The sequence below is a fragment of the Planctomycetota bacterium genome (genome assembly GCA_016125255.1).
Lineage (GTDB): Bacteria > Planctomycetota > Phycisphaerae > Phycisphaerales > Zrk34 > RI-421.
This window is the reverse complement of record WGMD01000022.1, coordinates 38275-58425: the sequence shown is the minus strand read 5'-3', so window position 1 is coordinate 58425 and position 20151 is coordinate 38275. Positions and strand designations below refer to the sequence as shown.

At 64.7% G+C, this 20151-nt stretch carries 11 protein-coding genes; 8 read left to right on the top strand and 3 right to left on the bottom strand.

The features are described 5' to 3' along the window. The first annotated feature begins 10 nt into the window (after window positions 1-10). The 3 genes from GC162_15750 (at window position 11) to GC162_15740 (ending at window position 7930) form a co-directional block, all read left to right on the top strand. Window positions 11-4624, top strand: coding sequence for a c-type cytochrome (locus tag GC162_15750; GenBank protein MBI1370094.1), 4614 nt, complete (start codon window positions 11-13; stop codon window positions 4622-4624). Between the two features lie 21 nt (window positions 4625-4645). Next, window positions 4646-5773, top strand: a complete 1128-nt coding sequence (locus tag GC162_15745) for a gfo/Idh/MocA family oxidoreductase (GenBank protein MBI1370093.1) — start codon at window positions 4646-4648, stop codon at window positions 5771-5773. A 324-nt stretch (window positions 5774-6097) separates the two neighbouring features. After that, window positions 6098-7930: a sigma-70 family RNA polymerase sigma factor gene (locus GC162_15740; GenBank protein ID MBI1370092.1), complete on the top strand. Its 1833-nt coding sequence runs from the start codon at window positions 6098-6100 to the stop codon at window positions 7928-7930. Window positions 7931-8308: 378 nt separating this feature from the next. On the opposite strand, the gene GC162_15735 is transcribed toward GC162_15740, so the two are convergent. Both GC162_15735 and GC162_15730 read right to left on the bottom strand, forming a co-directional pair. Beyond that, window positions 8309-11494, bottom strand: a complete 3186-nt coding sequence (locus tag GC162_15735; protein ID MBI1370091.1) for an MMPL family transporter — start codon at window positions 11492-11494, stop codon at window positions 8309-8311. Between the two features lies 1 nt (window position 11495). Then, on the bottom strand, window positions 11496-12869 hold the full coding sequence (locus GC162_15730) for a hypothetical protein (GenBank protein MBI1370090.1): 1374 nt from the start codon (window positions 12867-12869) through the stop codon (window positions 11496-11498). Window positions 12870-12960: 91 nt separating this feature from the next. Here GC162_15730 and GC162_15725 point away from each other — a divergent pair, with 91 nt between their 5' ends. Genes GC162_15725 through GC162_15705 form a run of 5 tightly spaced genes read left to right on the top strand, consistent with a single transcriptional unit; the run spans window position 12961 to window position 18618 of the window. Continuing rightward, window positions 12961-14256 carry an efflux RND transporter periplasmic adaptor subunit gene (locus GC162_15725; GenBank protein ID MBI1370089.1) on the top strand — a complete coding sequence of 432 codons (1296 nt, stop codon included), beginning with the start codon at window positions 12961-12963 and terminating at the stop codon, window positions 14254-14256. Between the two features lie 55 nt (window positions 14257-14311). Further along, on the top strand, window positions 14312-15745 hold the full coding sequence (locus GC162_15720; protein MBI1370088.1) for a gluconate permease: 1434 nt from the start codon (window positions 14312-14314) through the stop codon (window positions 15743-15745). 17 nt (window positions 15746-15762) lie between these two features. Further along, window positions 15763-16785, top strand: a complete 1023-nt coding sequence (locus GC162_15715) for an SMP-30/gluconolactonase/LRE family protein (protein ID MBI1370087.1) — start codon at window positions 15763-15765, stop codon at window positions 16783-16785. Between the two features lie 14 nt (window positions 16786-16799). Further along, window positions 16800-17807 carry an alcohol dehydrogenase catalytic domain-containing protein gene (locus GC162_15710; protein ID MBI1370086.1) on the top strand — a complete coding sequence of 336 codons (1008 nt, stop codon included), beginning with the start codon at window positions 16800-16802 and terminating at the stop codon, window positions 17805-17807. 16 nt (window positions 17808-17823) lie between these two features. Then, window positions 17824-18618, top strand: a complete 795-nt coding sequence (locus GC162_15705) for a glucose 1-dehydrogenase (GenBank protein MBI1370085.1) — start codon at window positions 17824-17826, stop codon at window positions 18616-18618. Between the two features lie 54 nt (window positions 18619-18672). Here GC162_15705 and GC162_15700 read toward each other — a convergent pair whose 3' ends face one another. Further along, the gene (locus GC162_15700) at window positions 18673-20124 is read right to left on the bottom strand and encodes a hypothetical protein (GenBank protein MBI1370084.1); all 1452 of its coding nucleotides are present in this window, start codon (window positions 20122-20124) and stop codon (window positions 18673-18675) included. Between the last annotated feature and the right edge of the window lie 27 nt (window positions 20125-20151).

Sequence of the window (20151 nt, the reverse complement as noted above, 5' to 3'; positions counted from 1 at the left end):
AGCCCCGCCCATGTCGCAGCTAGGCCAACGCATCGAACTCGTCTGGATCACGCTGATCTTCATACTTGCATCGCGCCTGCACGCGGCGGAACCCAAGTACATCCTCTACGAATTTGACAAGACGAAGCTCTCGGCGGACTTCGTCGCCGAGGGCGCGGCGGCGGGGGACCTCGACGGCGACGGGCACGCCGATCTCGTCGCCGGATCGTACTGGTACGCCGGGCCGAAGTTCGAGACGCGCCATGCGTTCTACAACGGCAAGCCGTTCGACCCCAAGGGCTATTCCGACAACTTCTTCGCCTTTACGCACGACATCGACGGCGACGGTCACCTGGATATTCTCATCATCGGCTTCCCCGGTCAGGCGGCGCGCTGGTATCGCAATCCCGGCGACCTTGCGAAGAATCCCGACGCAACATGGCAGGAGCACATCGCGCTCGACGTCGTCGACAACGAATCGCCGACGTTCGCCGACGTGACGGGCGACGGGAAGCCCGAGCTGGTGTGCATGCACGACGGCTGCGTCGGGTTCGCATCGCCGGGCGCGGATGCGACCAGGCCGTGGCCCTTCGTCGCGGTCAGCCCCAAGGGGCCGTATCAGAAATTCACGCACGGACTGGGCGTCGGCGACATCGATGGCGACGGGCGCATCGACATTCTCGAAAAGTCCGGCTGGTGGCAACAGCCGGCGAATTGGGACGGCAAGTCGCCGTGGGGCCGCCATGAATACAACTTCACCGGCGCCGGCGGATCGCAGATGCTCGTCTATGACATCGACGGCGACGGCGACAACGATGTCGTCACCTCGCTCAACGCGCACGGGTACGGACTGGCGTGGTTCGAGCAGAAGCGGCAGGGCGAGGCGATCACCTTCGAGCGCCACGACATCATGACCGATTCGCTCTCGTTCACTCAGTACGGCGTGGCGTTCAGCCAGCTTCACGCCATGGCGCTGACCGACATCGACGGCGACGGGCTCCTCGACGTCGTCACCGGCAAGCGCTACTGGGCGCACGGCGGGCACGACCCCGGCGCGGCCGACCCGGCCGTGCTCTACTGGTTCCAGCTCAAGCGCGAAAACGGGCACGCGACCTTCATCCCCCAGCCCATCGACAACGATTCCGGCGTCGGCACGCAGGTGACCGTCGCCGACGTCAACGGCGACAAGGCCCCCGACATCGTCGTGGCGAACAAAAAGGGCGTGTTCGTGCACGTGCAGAATCGCCGGACGGTGAGCCAGTTCGATTGGTTCTGGGCGAATCACCCGGCGATGAAGTCGATCGGCAAGACGCCTGAGCAGACGGCGGCGGGCATGACGCTGCCGAAGGGCTTCGTCTCGACGCTCGCCATCGGCGAGCCGGATGTGCATCAGCCGATCGCGTACACGATCGACGCGCGCGGCCGGCTTTGGGTGGCGGAAAATGATTCGTATCCCGACTGGCGGCCCGAGGGGCACGACCGCATCATGATCTACGAGGACACCGACGGCGACGGCTACTTCGAGAAGTCGACGCTGTTCTACGACAAGCTCAATTTCGTCAGCGGCATCGAAGTCGGGTTCGGCGGCGTGTTCGTCGGATCGACGCCGAATCTTTTGTTCATTCCCGACCGCGACGGCGATGACAAGCCGGATGCGGAGCCGCAGGTGTTGCTCGACGGCTGGGAGCATCAGGACACGCACGAGATGCTCAACAGTTTCATCTGGGGCCCCGACGGGTGGCTGTACGGTTGTCAGGGCGTGTTCACGCAGTCGCATGTCGGCGCCCCCGGGACGCCCGCGGATCAGCGCCAGCTTGTCAACGCCGCGATCTGGCGCTATCACCCCATCAAAAAGCGCTTCGAGGTGTTCGCGGAGGGGACGAGCAATCCCTGGGGCGTGGATTTCGACGATGATGGGCAATGCTTCAGTACGGCCTGCGTGATTCCGCATGCGTATCACCTGACGCTGGGCGGGCGCTATCAGCGGCAGTCCGGCCAGCACAACAATCGTTTCACCTACGACGACATCAAGACCATCGCCGATCACAGCCACTTCGCCGGCGGGATGCGCGACTTCGGCACCGACGCGATGGACAAGGCCGGCGGCGGTCACGCGCATGCCGGCGCGATGGTGTACCTCGGCGACAACTTCCCGGCGGAGTACCGCGGGAAGCTCTTCATGAACAACATCCACGGCAACCGGATCAACATGGATGTGTTCAAGCCCAAGGGGTCGAGCTACACGCTCTCGCACGGGCCGGACTTCATGCTCGCCAATGACAAGTGGTATCGCGGGCTGTATCTGCGCTACGGTCCGGACGGCGGGGTGTTCGCCAGCGACTGGTACGACCCGCGCGCGTGCCATCAGCAGAAGCCGCACGATCGCACGAACGGGCGCATCTACAAGATCACGTATGGCAAGCCGGCGCCCGTCAAAGTCGACCTGGCGAAGCTTGGCGATGCGGAACTGGTCGCGATGCAGCTTCATCAGAACGACTGGTACGTCCGCACGGCGCGCCGGCTGTTGATGGAGCGCGCCGCGGCGGGCAAGCTCGGAGCGGATGCCGCGCCGGCCCTGGTGAAGATCGTGCGGGAAAACAAGGACGAAACGCGCCGGTTGCGTGCGATGTGGGCCCTGCACGACATCGGGGCGCTCGATGATGCTTTGACGCTCAAGTGCACGGAGGACGAGAGTCCGTTCGTGCGCGGATGGGCGACGCAGCTCGCCCTCGAAGATCGCGCGGCCTCACCCGCAATGGTCAAGCGCATGACGGAGATGGCGGCGAGCGATCCGTCGCCGATCGTGCGGCGGTATGTGGCGTCGGCGATGGGGAGATTGCCGCTCGATGATCGCTGGGCGATCGCGGCGGGGTTGATGACGCATGCGGAGGATGACAAGGACCCGGATGTGCCGCTGATGACGTGGTACGGGGTTGAGCCGCTGGTCGGGGCGGACCCGGCGCGGGCGGTGGCGATGATCGATGACTGCAAGCTGGTGCCGGTGATGTGGTTCACGGTGCGTCGCGCCGCCGACGACGATGCGGGGCTCGCCGTGCTTGTCAGGAAACTCGCGGCGACGGAGGACGGCACGCTGATCCGCCGCATGGTCATGTCGATGCGTCAGACGCTCGAAACGAAGGCGCATGTGACGATGCCCGATGGTTGGGAGCCGGTGTATGCGAAACTGATGGCGATCGAGGACAACGATCTGCACGACAATCTGCGGCTCATCGCGGTCCGCTTCGGCGATCCGCATGTGTTCCCCGAACTTCGAAAAGTCGTGATGGACGGCAAGGCCCCGATGAATCAGCGGCAGGCGGCGCTGGACATTCTCATCAAGGGCGACGACAAGGAGGCGACGGCGGCGTATCAGTACGCGATGGATGTGCCCCCGCTGCGGGCGGCGGCGCTGCGCGGATTGGCGATGACGGAGGACGCGAACACGCCGAATGTCATCCTCGACCGATATGCGAAGCTGAGCGACCCGGAGAAGACCGCGGCGGTGGCGGCGCTGACGGCCCGGCCGGCGTATGCGAAGAAACTCATGGAGGCGGTCGGCAAGGGCGTCGTCCCGCGGCAGGATGTGCCCGTGTTCGCCGTGCGCCAGATGCTCAAGTTCGACGATGCGGCGCTCAATACGCTCATCGGCGACAAGTGGGGCGCGATCCGCGATCTGTCGGCGGACAAGACGCAGCAGATGGCCAAATGGAAGACGCTGCTCAATGACACGTACATGGCGACGGCGGATGCGAGCAACGGGCGCGCGATCTTCACGCGCACCTGTGCCGTGTGTCATACGCTTTACGGCACGGGCGGGAAAATCGGCCCCGATCTGACCGGCTCCAACCGCGCGGACCTGGACTATCTTCTCGAAAACGTGCTCGATCCGAATGCGACGGTCGGCGTCGATTACCAGCTTTCGGTGTTGACGCTCAAGGACGGGCGCATCGTCAGCGGGATGATCCGGCAGGAGAACGATTCGACCGTCACGGTGCAGACGGTGACGGAGGCGAGCGTCGTCGACAAGGCGCAGATCGCGGACCGCAAGACGATGGCGATGTCGATGATGCCCGAGGGCTTGCTCGCGACGATGCAGGATGCGGATGTGCGCGATCTGGCAGCGTATCTGAGAAGCCCGCGGCAGATTCCCTTGCCGGGGGAAGGGCCGACGATTGATGCGGCGACGGGTCGCGTCGCGGGGGCGATCGAAGGGGAGTCGATGAAGGTCGTCAAGGTCAGCGGCGGGCAGGCCAAGCCGCAGGACATGGGCGGCTTCGCGGCGGATCGATGGTCGGGGTCGCAGCATCTTTGGTGGATCAACGCGAAGGTCGGCGATGCGCTGACGCTGGCGATTCCGGTCGAAAAGAGCGGCAAATACCAGGTGTTCGCGGCGATGACCAAGGCGCGGGACTACGGGATCGTGTCGCTTCAGATCGACGGCAAACCGGCGGGCAACGCCATTGATTTATTTAACGCACCGCGCGGCGATCGGTCGGATGTGATCTCGACCGGGCCGGTCGATTTGGGCACCTACGAGCTTTCGCCGGGGGCGACGCTCACCGTGAAGATGGTCGGCAAGAACGCGGAGGCGGAGCCGCGCTACATGTTCGCACTCGATTACCTGTTTCTCAAACCGGTCAAATAGACACACCCAGAGGGAATCGTCATGAGCAAGTCGAAGGTCAACGTCGCGATGGTCGGACTCGGATTCGGCGCGGAGTTCATTCCGATCTACCAGGCGCATCCGAACGCGCACGTGCACGCCATCTGTCAGCGCAATGTCGAGAAGATGAACAAGGTCGGCGACCACCTCGGGATCGCCAAGCGGTATACGAAGTACGAGGACGTGCTGGCCGACGAGGCGGTGGACTTCGTGCATATCAACTCGCCGATTCCGGATCATGCATGGATGAGCATGGAGGCGTTGAAGGCGGGCAAACATGTGATGTGCACGGTGCCGATGGCGACGACGGTCAGGGAATGCGAGCAGATTTGCCAGCTCGTCGAGGAGACGGGGCTCAAGTACATGATGGCGGAGACGGTCGTGTACAGCCGCGAGTTTCTGTTCATCAAGGAGATGTACGAGAAGGGCGAGTTGGGGAAGATTCAGTACATGGCGGCGTCGCATCCGCAGGACATGGACGGTTGGCCGGCGTATTGGGAGAAGATGATTCCGATGCATTACGCGACGCATGTGGTCAGCCCGGTGCTGGGACTGGTCGACGGGCGGGCGGAGTATGTGTCGTGCTTCGGGTCGGGAACGGTGCGCGAGGACATCGCCCAAAAGAGCGGCAACAAGTTCGCGGTCGAGTCGTGTCACATCAAGATCGCGGGGTCGGATGTGGCGGCGCATATCTGGCGCTTTTTGTACGACACGGCTCGTCAGTACCGCGAGAGCTTTGATGTGTACGGGACGAAGAAGAGTTTTGAATGGGCGTTGATCGAAGGCGAGGAGCATGTGCTGCACACGGCCAAGAAACCGGAGCCGGAGATTGCTCAGCGCGTCCAGACGCCGGACTTTGCGCATCTGTTGCCGGAGCCGATTCGCAAGTTCACGCAGTCGATCGAGGACGCGGGGCACCTGTCGTTCATTCAGGGCGGGGGGCACGGCGGATCGCATCCGCATCTCGTCAACGAGATGGTGTCGGCGCTGATGGAGGATCGCGATCCGTGGCCCAACGCGGTGCAGTCGGCGAACTGGACATGCGTGGGGATCTGTGCGCATGAGTCGGCCCTGGCGGGCGGGAAGGTCGTTCCACTGCCGGCGTTTACATTGGCTGCACAAACGGTTTAAAGCGGAGGATATCCGAACCCGCCGCGACGCGGCCCGGTGCAGGCGCCGGGCCGTGAGCGCGCGCGGGGAATGTGACGGACAGGGGTCGCGTCGTGACCTAGGCGATGGGGGAATTTCATTGATTCGCGGGGGTTGGTGGTGTATATTTTCGGCAGATGCTTCATCCTGCCGGATTTGCATCAGAACCATGCAAGCGGATGGCCGGCAGACACGGTTGCGATCGTACGGATGCGGTCGCAGGTGTGATCATGTGGGTTGCGAACGCGACGGGATCGCCTGTCCGCGCTTTTGTAACTGCACAGCCGCTTGATGGTGTGATGTTCCATGATCCATGATCCTCATGTCTGTTCGCCCGCCGCGCCGGTTCGACCGGGGAACCCACTCGCGCTCCGCAGCGACGAGCAGTTGATTCACGAATACATCGCCGATCGCTCGGCCGCGGCGTTTGAGCAACTGGTGCTGCGATACGAACGGCAGGTGTATCGCGTCTGTTACCAGCGGCTCAAGAACAACGCCGACGCGCTCGATGCGGCGCAGGAAGTGTTCTTGAAGCTCTCGCTGGGCGCGGCGGAGATTCACGGGCGGCTGGGCGGCTGGCTGCACCGGTGCGCGGTGAACACGGCCGTGTCGATGATCCGCACCGACAGCGCCCGCCGGCGGCGCGAGGCGGGGGTCGCCTGCACCGACCGGGCGCAGGATGCGACCGACGATCAGCAGGACATGCATGCACTGATCCGCCAGTGCCTTTCGCAGCTTGAGCAGCTTGATCGCGTGATCATCGAGCAGACGATCCTCGGCGACCGCACGCAGGCCCAGGTCGCCAAGGAGCACGGCATCAGCCAGCAGGCCGTCGCCAAACGCCGCGCCCGCGCCATGCGCTGGCTCCGACAGACGCTCAGCGAACGCGGCCTCGTCGGCACGCTCGCCCTCGTCTTCACCGGCATCGTCCGTCGCACCGCGGTCGCCGAATGGGTCGGCCTGCTTTCGACGCCCGGTGGCACGGCATGCAAGGTCGCGGCGGTCGTGCTGCTGGCCGGTGTGCTGGTTTCGCCGCATGGGCAGACGCATTCGCCCTCGGACGATGCGATGGACGAGAGCGCCGCGGCGGACCGGCAAAGCACCGATGCGGCCGCGCGTTCGAATCATGAAGCGATGAACTTCATCGCCGTACCCGCGTGGTACTACAGCGGCACGCGCGGACCATCGAACATGACCACACGTCCGCGCAGTCTCGGCTCGGATGCCGGTCTGTTCGGTGCGGAGGGCGTCTTGACGAACGTCGGCGCGCCGAATGAGACAGTCGCCCCGCCGACGACGAACGTCGCGGCGATGATTGCGGCGGGCTCCAACCCATCCGCGGTCAATCCGCCGGCGGGCAATGAGCCGGGACGCACCATCGCCGCCGCGAGCGAGGAGACGGAGCGTGGTCACGCCCCCGCGGCTCGTCACCGCGCCCGTTCGGAGGAGACCAACGCTTCTCCGATCACCGAGTCGCACGAAGCGATCGTCGCGCATGGCGATGCGTCCGACGCGGCGGCGGCGCACGATGACGATGATGCAACAGACGCTTACCATCCGATCTTCGGTTTCGCCGGCGGGTTCACGACGGACCTGCCGCTGCACGGATTCTTCCCGGTGCGATTCGAGAATCTTGAGGGCAACTGGGGGCATGACGGTCCGCGATGGATTCGTGAGGACGGCGGCGATCGCGGCGGGTTCGGCCTGCCGCTGCCGATCGTGACCGGGGCCACGCACGACATTCCAGTCATCGTCGATGCCAACGACGATGACACGGAAGGCGATGCGACGGACTTGCCGGGTTCATGGGGCGGGTTCGGTCATGTCATCGCCAATCGAGGCGGCGGAGAATCGCCGATCGGCGTATCGGTCGCAGTGATCGGCGATCGCACGAATCCGTTCGTCGGCTCGGTCGGCGGCCCGTTCCACGAGCCGGCGTTCAACCCCGTGACGAATCCGGTCGCCGTGCTGATCGGCGATGAAGCCGAGCCGTGGACTTGGGCGGACGAAGCGCAGTGGATCGCCTTGCTGGGCAACGTGCCGCACCTCTCATTAAACCTCACGTCCGCACCGGAGCCGAGCTGCGGCCTGCTCATGGGTCTGACCGGTGCGATGCTCGTCCTGCGCCGTCGTCGGTAACCGCCGCGGCGAACCGGACATAACGGGACTCTCCAGAAAAATTTGCGGCATGGTTGTGGTGACCGCGCCGGCGGCGACTGTCATATGTTCCGCACGACCACACAGTCACGGGCGCCTTGCTCGTTCGCCTCGAGGATCGATGCGTGCCGCGTAAGACCGTCCGGTGGCTCCGGAGGGGGGCCACGGGTGAACCATGGCTGGGGGGAGCGGGCCGCGAAAGATCGCAAGTCCATCCCCTTGCGATTCGCCAAAGCTCCCCCCAGTCATGCCGTGCGCGCATTTCGTGAAATGGCGGTGTGGTGATGTCAATCCCCGCGTCCCCGTTTCGCGACGCCGCGCACGGCGTGCTTTCGACACATCGCCATATCGCTACATCCATCACATTGGCGCATCCGGCGTTGCCGGCACGACGGCGTCGCTCCGCCGCCCCTTCAATTTCAACACACGCTGAATGTCGTCGAAATACGAATACGCCACCGGCGTGACCAGCAGCGTCAAAAGCAGCGACAGCGACTGTCCGCCGACGATGACGACGGCGATCGTATAGCGCTCTTCCGCGCCGGGGCCGGTGCCGACGAGCAGGGGGGTCATGCCGGCGACGAGCGTCAGCGTCGTCATGAGAATCGGACGCAGCCGATGGCGATTGGCTTCGAGAATCGCCGTCGCGCGGTCCATGCCCGCCGCTTCGAGCTGGATCATGTGATCGACCTGGAGAATGGCGTTCTTCTTCACCACGCCAAAGAGCACCAGCACGCCGAGGGCCGAGTACAGGTTGAGCGTGCTGCCCGTCGCCCAGATCGACAAGAGCGCGAACGGCACGGACAGCGGCAGCGACAGCAGAATCGTCAGCGGATGAATAAAGCTCTCATACTGCGCGGCGAGGATCATGTACATGAAGATCACCGACAGCAGAAAAGCCCACAAAAACTGCGTGAACGTGCGTTCCAGCTCGCGTCCCTTGCCACTGATGCTGTAGGTGTAGGCGGAGGGCATGTTCAGTTTGTCCGCCGCCTGGCGCACCGCTTCGAGTCGATCCGCCTGCGCAAAGCCCGGCGCGATGCCCGCACGCAGGCGGTTGGACCGCTGCCGGTCGAGCCGGTCGATGCGCGACGGCGTGCGGCCCTCCTCGATGCTGGCGATCTGCGAAAGTTGAACCGGCGCCCCGCTCGGACGTGTCAGATATAGACAGTCGAGAATGGCCGGATTCCTGCGATAGCTTTCCGAGAGCCGCAGGCGCACGTCATAATCCTCGTCCGCATCGGGATCGCGGAAGCGCGACACTTCGTTGTCCCCGCCGATCATCACGCGCAGGGCCGTGCCCAACTCGCGCGCGTCGATGTCCATGTCCGCCGCGCGGTCCCGGTCGATGTGCACGCGCAGCTCCGGTTTGTCGAGTTTGAGCGTGGTGTCGGCGTCGGTGATCCCGCCGATCTGGTCCGACTCGTCGCGGAGCGTCTCGGCGTATTTGGCGAGCTTGTCCAGATCGGGCCCGCGGATGACGAAGTCGATGTCATAGTTGCCGCCGCCGATGCGGAAGGATTCGAAGTTGCGCACGCGCGTGCGGATCGTCGGCAGATAGCGTTTGAGTTTCTTTCGGATGGCAAGCATGACGTCACGCTGATGGTACGTGCCGGTCCACGACGAGGCGGGGTGACCGTGCAGCGTGTCTTCGATGAGGCGCGTGATGGAAAAGAGCCGCTTTTCATGCGGTTCGATGCGGACGTAGACGCTGCCGGTGTTGGGGCTGCCCAGGAAGCTGCCGCCGAAGCTCGACTGCGTCATGGTGACGCCGGGCGTCGTGGTCACGTCATGTTCGATCTGCTTCATGACGTCGTCCATGGCGCGGATGCTCGTGCCCTCCGGCGCGGTGACGGAGACTTCGAACTCCGCCTCGTCGACGTCGCTGGGCAGGTATTCCTGCTGGACGAGCCCGTAGATCGGAATCGCCGCGAGCATGGTGGCGATCGCCAGCAGGGCGATGACCCATCGAAACCGCATCGCGCCGCGGAGGAGCCACATGTACCCCCCGTCGATGAATCGATAGAACCCGGTGCGCGAGTCATGTGCGTGACCGTCCTCTGCCTTGGGCGGTTTGAGCAGGCGGGCGCACATGGAGGGCGTCAGCGTGAACGACACGAGCAGACTGATCATCACGGCCGCCGCCGCGGTGATGCCGAACTGGTAGAGGAAGCGCCCGCTGATGCTCGACATGAACGACACGGGCACGAATATCACCGCCAGACTCAGCGTCGTCGCCAGCACCGCCAGCGCGATCTCGGCGGTCCCCTGTCGCGCCGCCTCGAACGCCGAGAGCTTCTTTTCCTCCATGAACCGGTAGATGTTTTCGAGCACGACGATGGCGTCGTCGATGACGATGCCGACCATGAGGACCAGCGCGAGCATGGTGACGCCGTTGAGGGTGAAGCCCATCGCCCACATGACGCCGAACGTGCCGATGAGCGAGGTCGGGATGGCGATGCCGGTGATGAGCGTCACGCGCCAGTTGCGGACGAAGAGCATCACCACCATGCAGGCGAGGATGCTGCCGACGATGAGATGGAAATCGATTTCGTGCAGGGCGGCGTAGATGTAACGCGACTGGTCACGGATGACCTGGACCTGCACATCCGGCGGAAGCTGACCCCGCACGCGCTCCAGATTCGCCTTCACCGCTTCGATCACCGCCACGGTGTTCGCCCCCGACTGGCGCTGAATCTCCAGCGTCACGGTCGGTTTGCCGTCGAGGCGCGACAAGCTGCGCTGCTCGGCGGTGCCGTCCTCGGCATGACCCAGATCGCGCAGGCGCACCGGCACGCCGTTGAGCCGGGCGATGATCAGGTCGTCGAAGGCCTCCTGATCGGGGAGTCGGCCGACGGTGCGGAGAACCTGCTCCTGCTGATCGCCGGTGACGTTGCCGCCGGAGGTGTTGGCGTTCTGATTGGCGATGGCGTCGCGAATCTGAGCGACGGGAATCTTGTAGGACGAGAGGCGGTCGGAGTCGAGCCAGATGTTCATCGTGCGCTCAAGCCCGCCGACGATGCGCACTTCGCCTACGCCTTCGGAACGCTCCAGTTGCCTTTTGAGAATCTTGTCCGCCAGTTCGGTCAGCTCGCGCGTCGTGCGATCGCCCGAGAGCGAGAGAATCAGGACCGGCTGCGAATCGTTGTCGTATTTGCTGATTGTCGGCGGGTCGGTGTCGTCGGGGAGATTGCGCAGGACGGTGGCGACGCGATCGCGCACGTCCTGAGCCGCCGAGTCAATGTCACGCTCGAGTTTGAACTCGGCGATGACGATCGACGAGCCGGCCCCGGTGATGGAGCGAAGCTCGTCGATGCCGTCGACGGTGTTGACGACTTCTTCGATGCGTTCGGTGATTTCGGTTTCGACTTCCTCGGGCGTTCCGCCGGGAAGGTTGGTGCGGACGGAAACACGCGGCAGGTCGACGGAAGGGAAACGATCGACGCCGAGATTCATCAAGGCGGCGACGCCGATGACGACGAGCGCCATGATGAGCATCGTGGCGAAGACGGGGCGCTGGATGCAGATTTCCGGGAGATTCCGCATGTCAGTGCGCCGCTCCGATGTTCAGTTCCGACCGCAGACGGCCTGTCGCGCGGAGCAGCGACAGATACGCCACCTTGCGCACATATTCCTGCGAAACGAGGTCGAGTCGCGTGTTGAGCAGGTCGTCCTGCGCGGTGAGCCGCTCCAGATTCGTCGCCAGCCCGGCGTCGTAACTCGCCTCGGCCTGCTTGAGGGCCAGCTCGGCGGTGCTCAATCGCTGACGCAGTTCGCGAATCTGTTCGCCCGCCGCGGCGAAGTCCGTGCGGGCGGATTCGACTTCGCTGAACACCGTGCGTCGCGTCAATACGGAATTGAGAAACGCCTGCCGTACTTTAGACCACGCCTCGCGCACATCCGCCTCGATGCGCCCCGCCGAGAAGATCGGCAGGTTCGCCCGCAATACCGTATTCCACCCTTGCTCCGTCATGGCATTTTCGACCGTGAGCACATATTCGAGGTTCAGCGTCACCGAGGGGTAATACTGTCCGAACGCCGCATCGACTTCGTGCCGCGCTGCCCGCAGGGCGGCGTCGGCGGCAACGAGTTCCTGACGTTCTCGGATGGCGAGCGTCTGCATCGACGCCGCACCGGGCGCATCCGCCGGAGGATCGAAGCTGTCGGTCAGCGGGCGCGACGCCATCGGCGCGGCGGTGAAAAGGCCCAGCGCCGTGCGGGCGTTGGACAGGGCCTGACGCGCGGCGACGAGCTTGACGCGCGTGCCGGCGGACTGCGCCTCGGCCTGTGACACATCCAGCGGGCGCGCCAGACCGTTGTTGAGCCGCGATTGAATGTCTTTGACGCGCGCGTCCTGCACGGAAGCCGTGTTGACGAGCACGTCGACCGTGTGCTCAAGGCGGAGCACATCATAAAAAGCCCCGGCCGCGTCGAGCAGCACGTTGGCCTGAAGCGTCAACAGAATCGCGCGGCGTTCGTCGATCGTGGCGGCGTCGGCATAGAGCCGAGCGACATCCGAAAACCCGTTGAAGATGTTTTGCTCAAGTCCCGCCGTGACCTGCGTCTGATCCGCCGCCCGATTGTTCGACCCGCCGACCTGCCCGGCCCGATGCGAGTACTCGGGGGCGAGTGTCAGCGTGGGTAAAAAGTTCGCGATCGCGCGCTGGCGTTCGATGACGGATTGAATGTACGTCTCGCCTTCGATCTGCAACGGCTCGTAATTATGATTCGTCCATTCAAGCACCTGCTCCAGCGTCGCCGGCTTGCCGTCCTCCGCCGCGTCCGCCGGCTTCGTGATCCCCAGCGCCTCGCGATAGGGCGCCATCTCCTTGTCCTGATCCACCGCGCAGCCGCCGCCAAACGCCGCCAGCGCCGCCGCCACGACCCACATCAATCTGTTCCGCCACAGCGCACTCGGCAACGATCGACTCCGAAAAGCAGGACCTGGAAAATGGTCAGCGGGAAAACGCGTCCGTTACAATATAGTCGCGATCCGAGGTATAATCATCCGTATGCGTATGACTATATCACATCAACCCGGCGTGGTGCGACTGCTCGTCGTTTCATTTTTCGCCGCGCTGCTCGTGGGCTGCGAGAAGCCGGAGCCGGAGAAGACCAGCGGGGCGCCGAAGATTGACAAGCCCGTGGCGGTGAAGACGGTCGCAGCGGTCAATGCGATGTACCAGCCGGAGATTGCGGTGACGGGGACGCTCGAAGCCGACGCCGATGTGACGATCGCCGCCAAAGTGCCCGGCCGCATCGTGTCGATCGATCATGACCTGGGCGATCGCGTGGCGCCGGGGGCGACGCTCGCGGTCATCAATCCGCGCGACTTCGAACTGGCGGTCAACGAAGGCGCGATGGCGGTCAAAGCGACGCTGGCCAAGCTCGGCCTGGCCGACTTCCCGGCGGCGGATTTTGACGTGACCAAAGTGCCGACAGTGCGGCGGTATTCGTTCGAGCTCGACAATGCATCGAGCCGCTTCGAGCGACTGCGCAAGCTTTACGAGCAGACCCCGCCGCTGATTTCACAGCAGGAATTCGCCGATGCGCAGACGGCTTTCCAAGTCGCGCGCAGCGCGTTCGAGCTGGAGCAGGTCAATGCGCGGGCGCTGCTGGCGGAGGCACAGACGCGTCAGGCCGAACTGGAGCAGGCCCGCCAGCGCCTCGTCGACGCGACGATCCGTGCGCCGATGCCGTCGGACAAGGCGGCGACGCCTTACGCGGTCGCGCAGCGCATGGTGGCGGTCGGCGATTACGTCAAGGAGGGCGATGCGCTGTTCCGCATTCTCGTGGATGATCCGATCCGTCTGCGCGCGATGGTGCCCGAGCGGTTCGCGGTGAAGGTCGCGGCGGGGCTGAAGGTGCGCGTGACGCTGCGGGCGTTTGACGAGCCGTTCGAGGGAGTGGTCAGCCGCGTCAGTCCGCAGGTGGACGTCGTCAGCCGTGCGTTTCCCGTGGAGATTCTCATCGCCAACCCGAAGGCGGAATTGAAGGTTGGGGCCTTCGCCATGGCGGCGATCCTTCTTCCTGAGCGGATTCCCGTCGTCGAAGTGCCCACTGAAGCGATCGTGTCCTTCGCCGGCGTCAATCGTGTGTTCATCGCCGACGGCGACAAGGCCACGCAGGTCCGCGTCACGCTCGGCGAACCGCACGACGGCAAGGTCCATGTCTTCGACGGCCTCAAGGGCGGCGAAGCCGTCATCCTCTCGCCGCCGACCCGCATGATCAACGGCACGCCGATCACGACCGCCGCCGCGCCCGCTTCGGTCGCCCCGCGCTCGACCGCCGTCACCGAAGCCCCGTGATTTCACGCGGTCCCGGGTTGCCAACTTCGTGCATCGCTGTACGATAGCCCCTCACATGGGGCTATCACCGCTTTTCATTCTCATCGTCGGCGTCGTGATCGTGATCGGCATGATCGTGGCCCTCCGCGTCAATGCCTTCATTGCGCTGATCACCGCGGCGATCGTCGTGAGTCTGATGGCGCCGGGCGAGTGGGCCACGAAGATCGAGCGCGTCGCCGCCGCCTTCGGTTCGACCGCCGCGAGCATCGGCATCGTCATCGCCCTCGCCGCCGTCATCGGGCAAGCGATGATGGACAGCGGGGCGGCCGATCGCATCGTGCGTGCATTTCTTTTGCTCCTCGGTGAAAAGCGCGCCAGCTTCGCCCTCGCCGGCAGTGGTTTCGTGCTCTCCATCCCCGTGTTCTTCGACACCGCGTTCTACCTGCTCGTCCCGCTCGCCCGCTCGGCCTACCGGCGCACCGGCAAAAGCTACCTCAAAGTGCTCATGGCCATCGTCGCCGGCGGCGGCGTGACCCATACGCTCGTGCCCCCCACGCCCGGACCGCTCTTCATCGCCAACAAACTCGGCGTCGACCTGGGCGTCATGATCATGATGGGCCTGATCGTCGGGTTCCCCGCCATGTGCGCCGGCCTGCTCTACGGGCGCTGGCTCGATTCGGTCATGCCCATCGAGATGCGCCCGCTCGCCGAGGGTGACGCGATGGCGACGCCGACGCCCGAGGAGCGCGAGCCGAATCTGATCGTGGCGCTGTTGCCGATCATCCTGCCGATCGTGCTCATCACCGCCAACTCGATCGTCAAGGTCATGGCCCAGCATGCGATCCCCGACGCGCCGCTGAGCGACCCCGATCTGACGAACGCCATTCTCAAAGCGGCGGCCGGCGGACTGGGCATCGCACAGCTTTTTCAGTGGACCAATGTACTGGGTAATCCCAATCTGGCGCTTTTGTTCTCGACCGCCATCGCCGTCACCACGCTTTATTTCCAGCGCCGCCCGACGCGCGACCAATTGGCGCACACCATCGAGGCGGCCCTCATGTCCGGCGGCGTGATCATTCTCATCACCGCCGCCGGCGGCGCTTTCGGGGCGATGCTCAAGGCCGCCCAACTCGGCGAGGCCGTCGAGCACGCCTTCGGCAAGACCGCCACCGCCGGTATCCCGCTCTTGCTCTTCGCCTTCGGCATTGCCTCGCTCATCAAGTTCGCGCAGGGCTCCAGCACCGCCGCCATGATCATCACCAGCGGCATGATCGCCGCCATGATTACGCCCGGCTCGCTCACTTTCCACCCCGTCTACCTCGCACTCGCCATCGGGTCCGGCTCGCTCGTCGGGTCGTGGATGAACGACTCGGGATTCTGGATCTACTCGAAGATGGGCGGGCTCACGGAACTGGAAAGTCTCAAGTCGTGGACCCCGCTGCTGGCCATCTGCGGCCTCACGTCCGGCATCGTCACCATCATTCTCGCCTTCGTCTACCCCATGGTCTGACTCCCGGAAGAAACGTCATGAACATCGTCACCCGCCTCGCGGCTCTGATCTTCGCGGTCGTCCTGTTCGCCGGTTGTTCCTCGCATGTGTACCCCACGCTCGGTTCCATCGAACGCCTCGACCCCGCGCTCGATACGCTCATCGCTCCCGATGCGAAGATCGAAGTGCTCGCCGAGGGATACAACTGGTCCGAGGGCCCGGTGTGGGTCAAGCGCGGCGGGTATGTCATCTTCTCCGACGTGCCGGAGAACACGATCTTCAAATGGAAAGAAGGCGAAGGGTCGAGCGTGTACCTCAAGCCGTCGGGTTACACAGGCGACGTGCCGCGCGACAAGGAGTCGGGATCGAACGGGCTGGTCATCGATGCCAACGGGCGACTGATTCTCTGTCAGCACGGCGACCGGCGGCTCGCACGCATGATTCCGCGCACCGACTACCCGCGCCCGAAGTTCGACACGATCGCCGACAAGTACGATGGCAATCGCTTCAACAGCCCCAATGACGCCGCGTTCGGGCCCGATGGCGCGCTGTACTTCACCGATCCGCCTTACGGGCTTGCCAAGGGCTTCGACGACCCTGCCCGCGAGTTGCCCTACGCAGGCGTGTTCCGCATCGCGCCCGATGGCAAAGTCACGCTGCTGACCGACAAGCTGACGTTTCCCAATGGGCTGGCGTTTTCGCCCAATGGCAAGATGCTCTACATCGCGCAGTCGGACCCGAAGGCGGCGCTGTGGATGCAGTATGACTTCAATCCCGACGGGTCGATCAGCAACGGGCGCGTGCTGTTGGATGTGACGGGCATGACGTCGAGCCGCAAGGGATTGCCCGACGGGATGAAGGTCGACAAGAAGGGCAACCTGTTCGCGACAGGCCCCGGCGGCGTGCTGATTCTCAGCCCCGAAGGCAAGCACCTGGGCACGATTCTCACGGGTCAGGCCACCGGCAATTGCTGTTTCGGCGAGGACGGGCATACACTCTTCATCACCGCCGACATGTACCTCCTGCGCGTGCGCCTGCGGACATGCGGCATGGGTTTTTGATGAATGGGTGAACCATGAAAGCGATGCTGCTCAGTGAATATCGTCGGCTGTCGCTCACCGACATGCCCGTGCCGGTCATCGGCGAGGAGGATGTGCTGGTGCGCGTGCGTGCCTGCGGCATCTGCGGGTCGGACATTCATGGGTACGACGGCTCGACCGGACGGCGGATTCCCCCGCTGGTGATGGGGCACGAGGCGGCCGGCGTCATCGAAGCCGTCGGCTCGCAGGTCAGCGAATTCAAACCTGGCGATCGCGTCACATTCGATTCGACCGTCTACTGCGGCAAGTGCCGCTACTGCCGGCGGGGCGATGTGAATCTCTGCGACAATCGACGGGTGCTGGGCGTGAGTTGCGGCGACTATCGTCAGCACGGCGCGTTCGCCGAGTTCGTCGCCGTGCCGCGCCATATCGTCTACCGCCTGCCCGATGAACTGAGCTTCGAGAAGGCCGCGATGATCGAGGCGGTCAGCGTCGCGGTGCATGCGGTCAACCGCACGCCGATCAAGCTCGGCGACACGGCCGTCGTCGTCGGCAGCGGCATGATCGGCCTGCTCGTCATACAGGCCGCCCGACTCGCCGGCTGCGGGCGCATCATCGCCATCGACCTCGACGATGATCGCCTCAAGCTCGCTAAACAGCTCGGTGCGGACGAAGTGGTCAACGCCAAAACACAGACGCCGCCGGTCGATGTCGCCGACGTGGCGTTTGAAGTCGTCGGCGCGACGGCCACGATCAAGACGGCCATCGCGGCCCTGCACAAGGGCGGCGCTCTGACGCTCGTCGGCAATGTTTCGCCGAACGTCGAGCTGCCGTTGCAACAGGTGGTGACGCGCGAGCTGCGGCTGTCGGGTACATGTGCATCGAGCGGCGAGTACCCGGCGTGCATCGACCTGCTCGCCCGCGGCGCGATCGACGTGTCGAGCATGATCACCGCCGTCGCTCCGCTCGAAGAGGGCCCGAGCTGGTTCGACCGCCTGTACGCCCACGAACCGGGGCTGATGAAAGTTATTCTCCAACCTTGATCCATCGAGAATCAACGTGAGCCACAATTTTTGCGATCTGACGGGACGCATTGCGCTGGTCACCGGCGCGAGTCGGGGATTGGGGCAATACTTCGGCCGGGCGCTGGCGCGGGCGGGGGCGGACCTGATCGTCACGGCGCGCGATGCGGCGTCGCTCGATCCGTTCGTCAACGAGATCGCCGCGATGGGCCGCAAGGCCGTGCCGATCGAGCTTGACGTGCGCGACAAGGCGAGCATCGAGAACATGTCGCGCCAAGCCGGGGCGGCATACGGCCGGATCGACATCCTCGTCAACAACGCCGGGTGCAATGTGCGCAAGCCCGCGCTGGACATCACATGGGACGACTGGAATCTCGTCATCGACACGAACCTGCGCGGCACGTTCTTCGTCGCTCAGGCCATCGCCCGAGGCATGATCGAGCGGCGCTACGGGCGCATCATCAACATCGGGTCCGTCACGAGCGTGTTCGGCTACGCCGGCCTCGGCCCGTACTGCGCGAGTCGGGGCGGGACGAAGCAACTGACCATGAGTCTCGCCGACGACTGGGGCAAATTCGGCGTGACCGTCAACTGTCTCGCCCCCGGCTGGTTCCGCACGGAACAGAACAAGGTCATGTACGAAAATCAGGAATGGGTCGATTACCTGTGTGACCGCATCCCGCTCAAACGCCCGGGCAAACCCGATGACCTGGACGGGGCCATCGTGTTCCTCGCGTCCGACGCCAGCGCCTACATCACCGGCCAAACCCTCCTCATCGACGGCGGCATCTCCACCGGCGCCACACGCGCTCTGGCCAAACCCAAAACCTGACCCCCGCAAGTCAAGCAGCGCCGCGTCACGGCGCTGTGCCACAGCTTGGCTTGATCACATGCCGCAAAGTTCGCGGAATTGCGCCAGCCGCGCCTCATAAACTCCGCGCGTCGCCGGGTCGGGTTCGACGAACGCGCCGGTGGCGTCCAGCAATGGAACTTCGGCGGGGCGAACAATGTGTTTGAGCGCCATGTGCCCGATGATCGCCGCGCCGATGGCGGAGGCATCGGCGGCGTCGACAAGCTGGAGCGGCGAGCCGAGTACATCGGCGAGAATCTGCGCCATGAGCGGCGATTTCGTCACGCCGCCGGTCAGACGCAGGGGCGCGTCAACGGGTCGCTGCGGGGCGAGCGTTCTGACCGCGATGGCGAGGGACATGGCGAGGCCTTCGACGGCGGCGCGGGCGATGTGGGCGCGGTCGAAACCTTCGGGGGCATGCGGTTGGATCATCGGTGAAAACGGCACGCCGCGTTCGGGTGTGAAAAACGGCACGACGATCGCGCCATCCGCGCCCGGCGCGACGCCGGCGGCGGCGGAAAAAAGCTGGGGCAGGTCATCGAAATACCGGTCGGCGATCGTGGTCAGCGCCATGCCCCCGTTGTTGAGGGCGCACCCGTTGAGGTAGCGGCCTTCGTGCAGCAGGTAGCACCAGGTCCGCCGCTGCGGATCGAAGCGGGGAGCGTCGGCGAGGCGTCGCACGGCGGCGCTGGTGCCGATCGTCATGACGATCGAACCGTCATCGCCGCCCGCGCCCAGATTCGCCAGCGCCCCATCGCTCGCGCCCGCCGCGACCGGCAAACCCGGCGGCAGACCGGTGGCGCTCGCCGCCGCATGCGTGACACGACCGACAACCGCGCGGGCGTCCACCAGCGGAGGCAGTCGGCTTGCATCGAATCCGGCGAGTTTGAGCGAGGGCCCGTGCCATGTCGCGCTCCGCACATCGAGCAACCCCGTCGCGGCGGCGAGACTGGTGTTCATCGCCCATGTGCCAGTCAGCCGATGCACGACGAAGTCCGTCAACCCGACAAAGCGCGCCGCCCGTTCAAACACGCGCGGCTCGAACTTCGCCCACCATCGCAATCGCGGCGGATGATACAACGGGAGCAGCGGACAACCGGTGCGGGCATAAAGCGCATCGAAGTCCGCTTCGCGACGGAGCGTGTCGAGCATTTCCCCGCCGCGCTGGTCGGCCCATGTCGAAGCGGGGGCGAGCGGCTGATCGTCGTCACCGATGGGCATCAGCGTGTGCATCGCACCGCTCATCGCCACGCCGGCGATTCGGTCGACCGGTACCCCGGCGGTCAGTTCACGCAGCGCCGCGGCGGCGGCGCGCCAGACTTCGTCGGCCGCCTGTTCGAAGCGATCGGCGGCGGGGCGCGAAGTGGTGATCGCGCGGTAGGTCTTGCCCATGATGCGGCCGGTGCGCGACAGCGCGAGGGCTTTACAGCCGCTCGTGCCCAGGTCCAGGGCGATGATGCACGGATCAATCATGGGGTCGATCGCCATAAAATCGTTTCAAACATGAGGAGGATT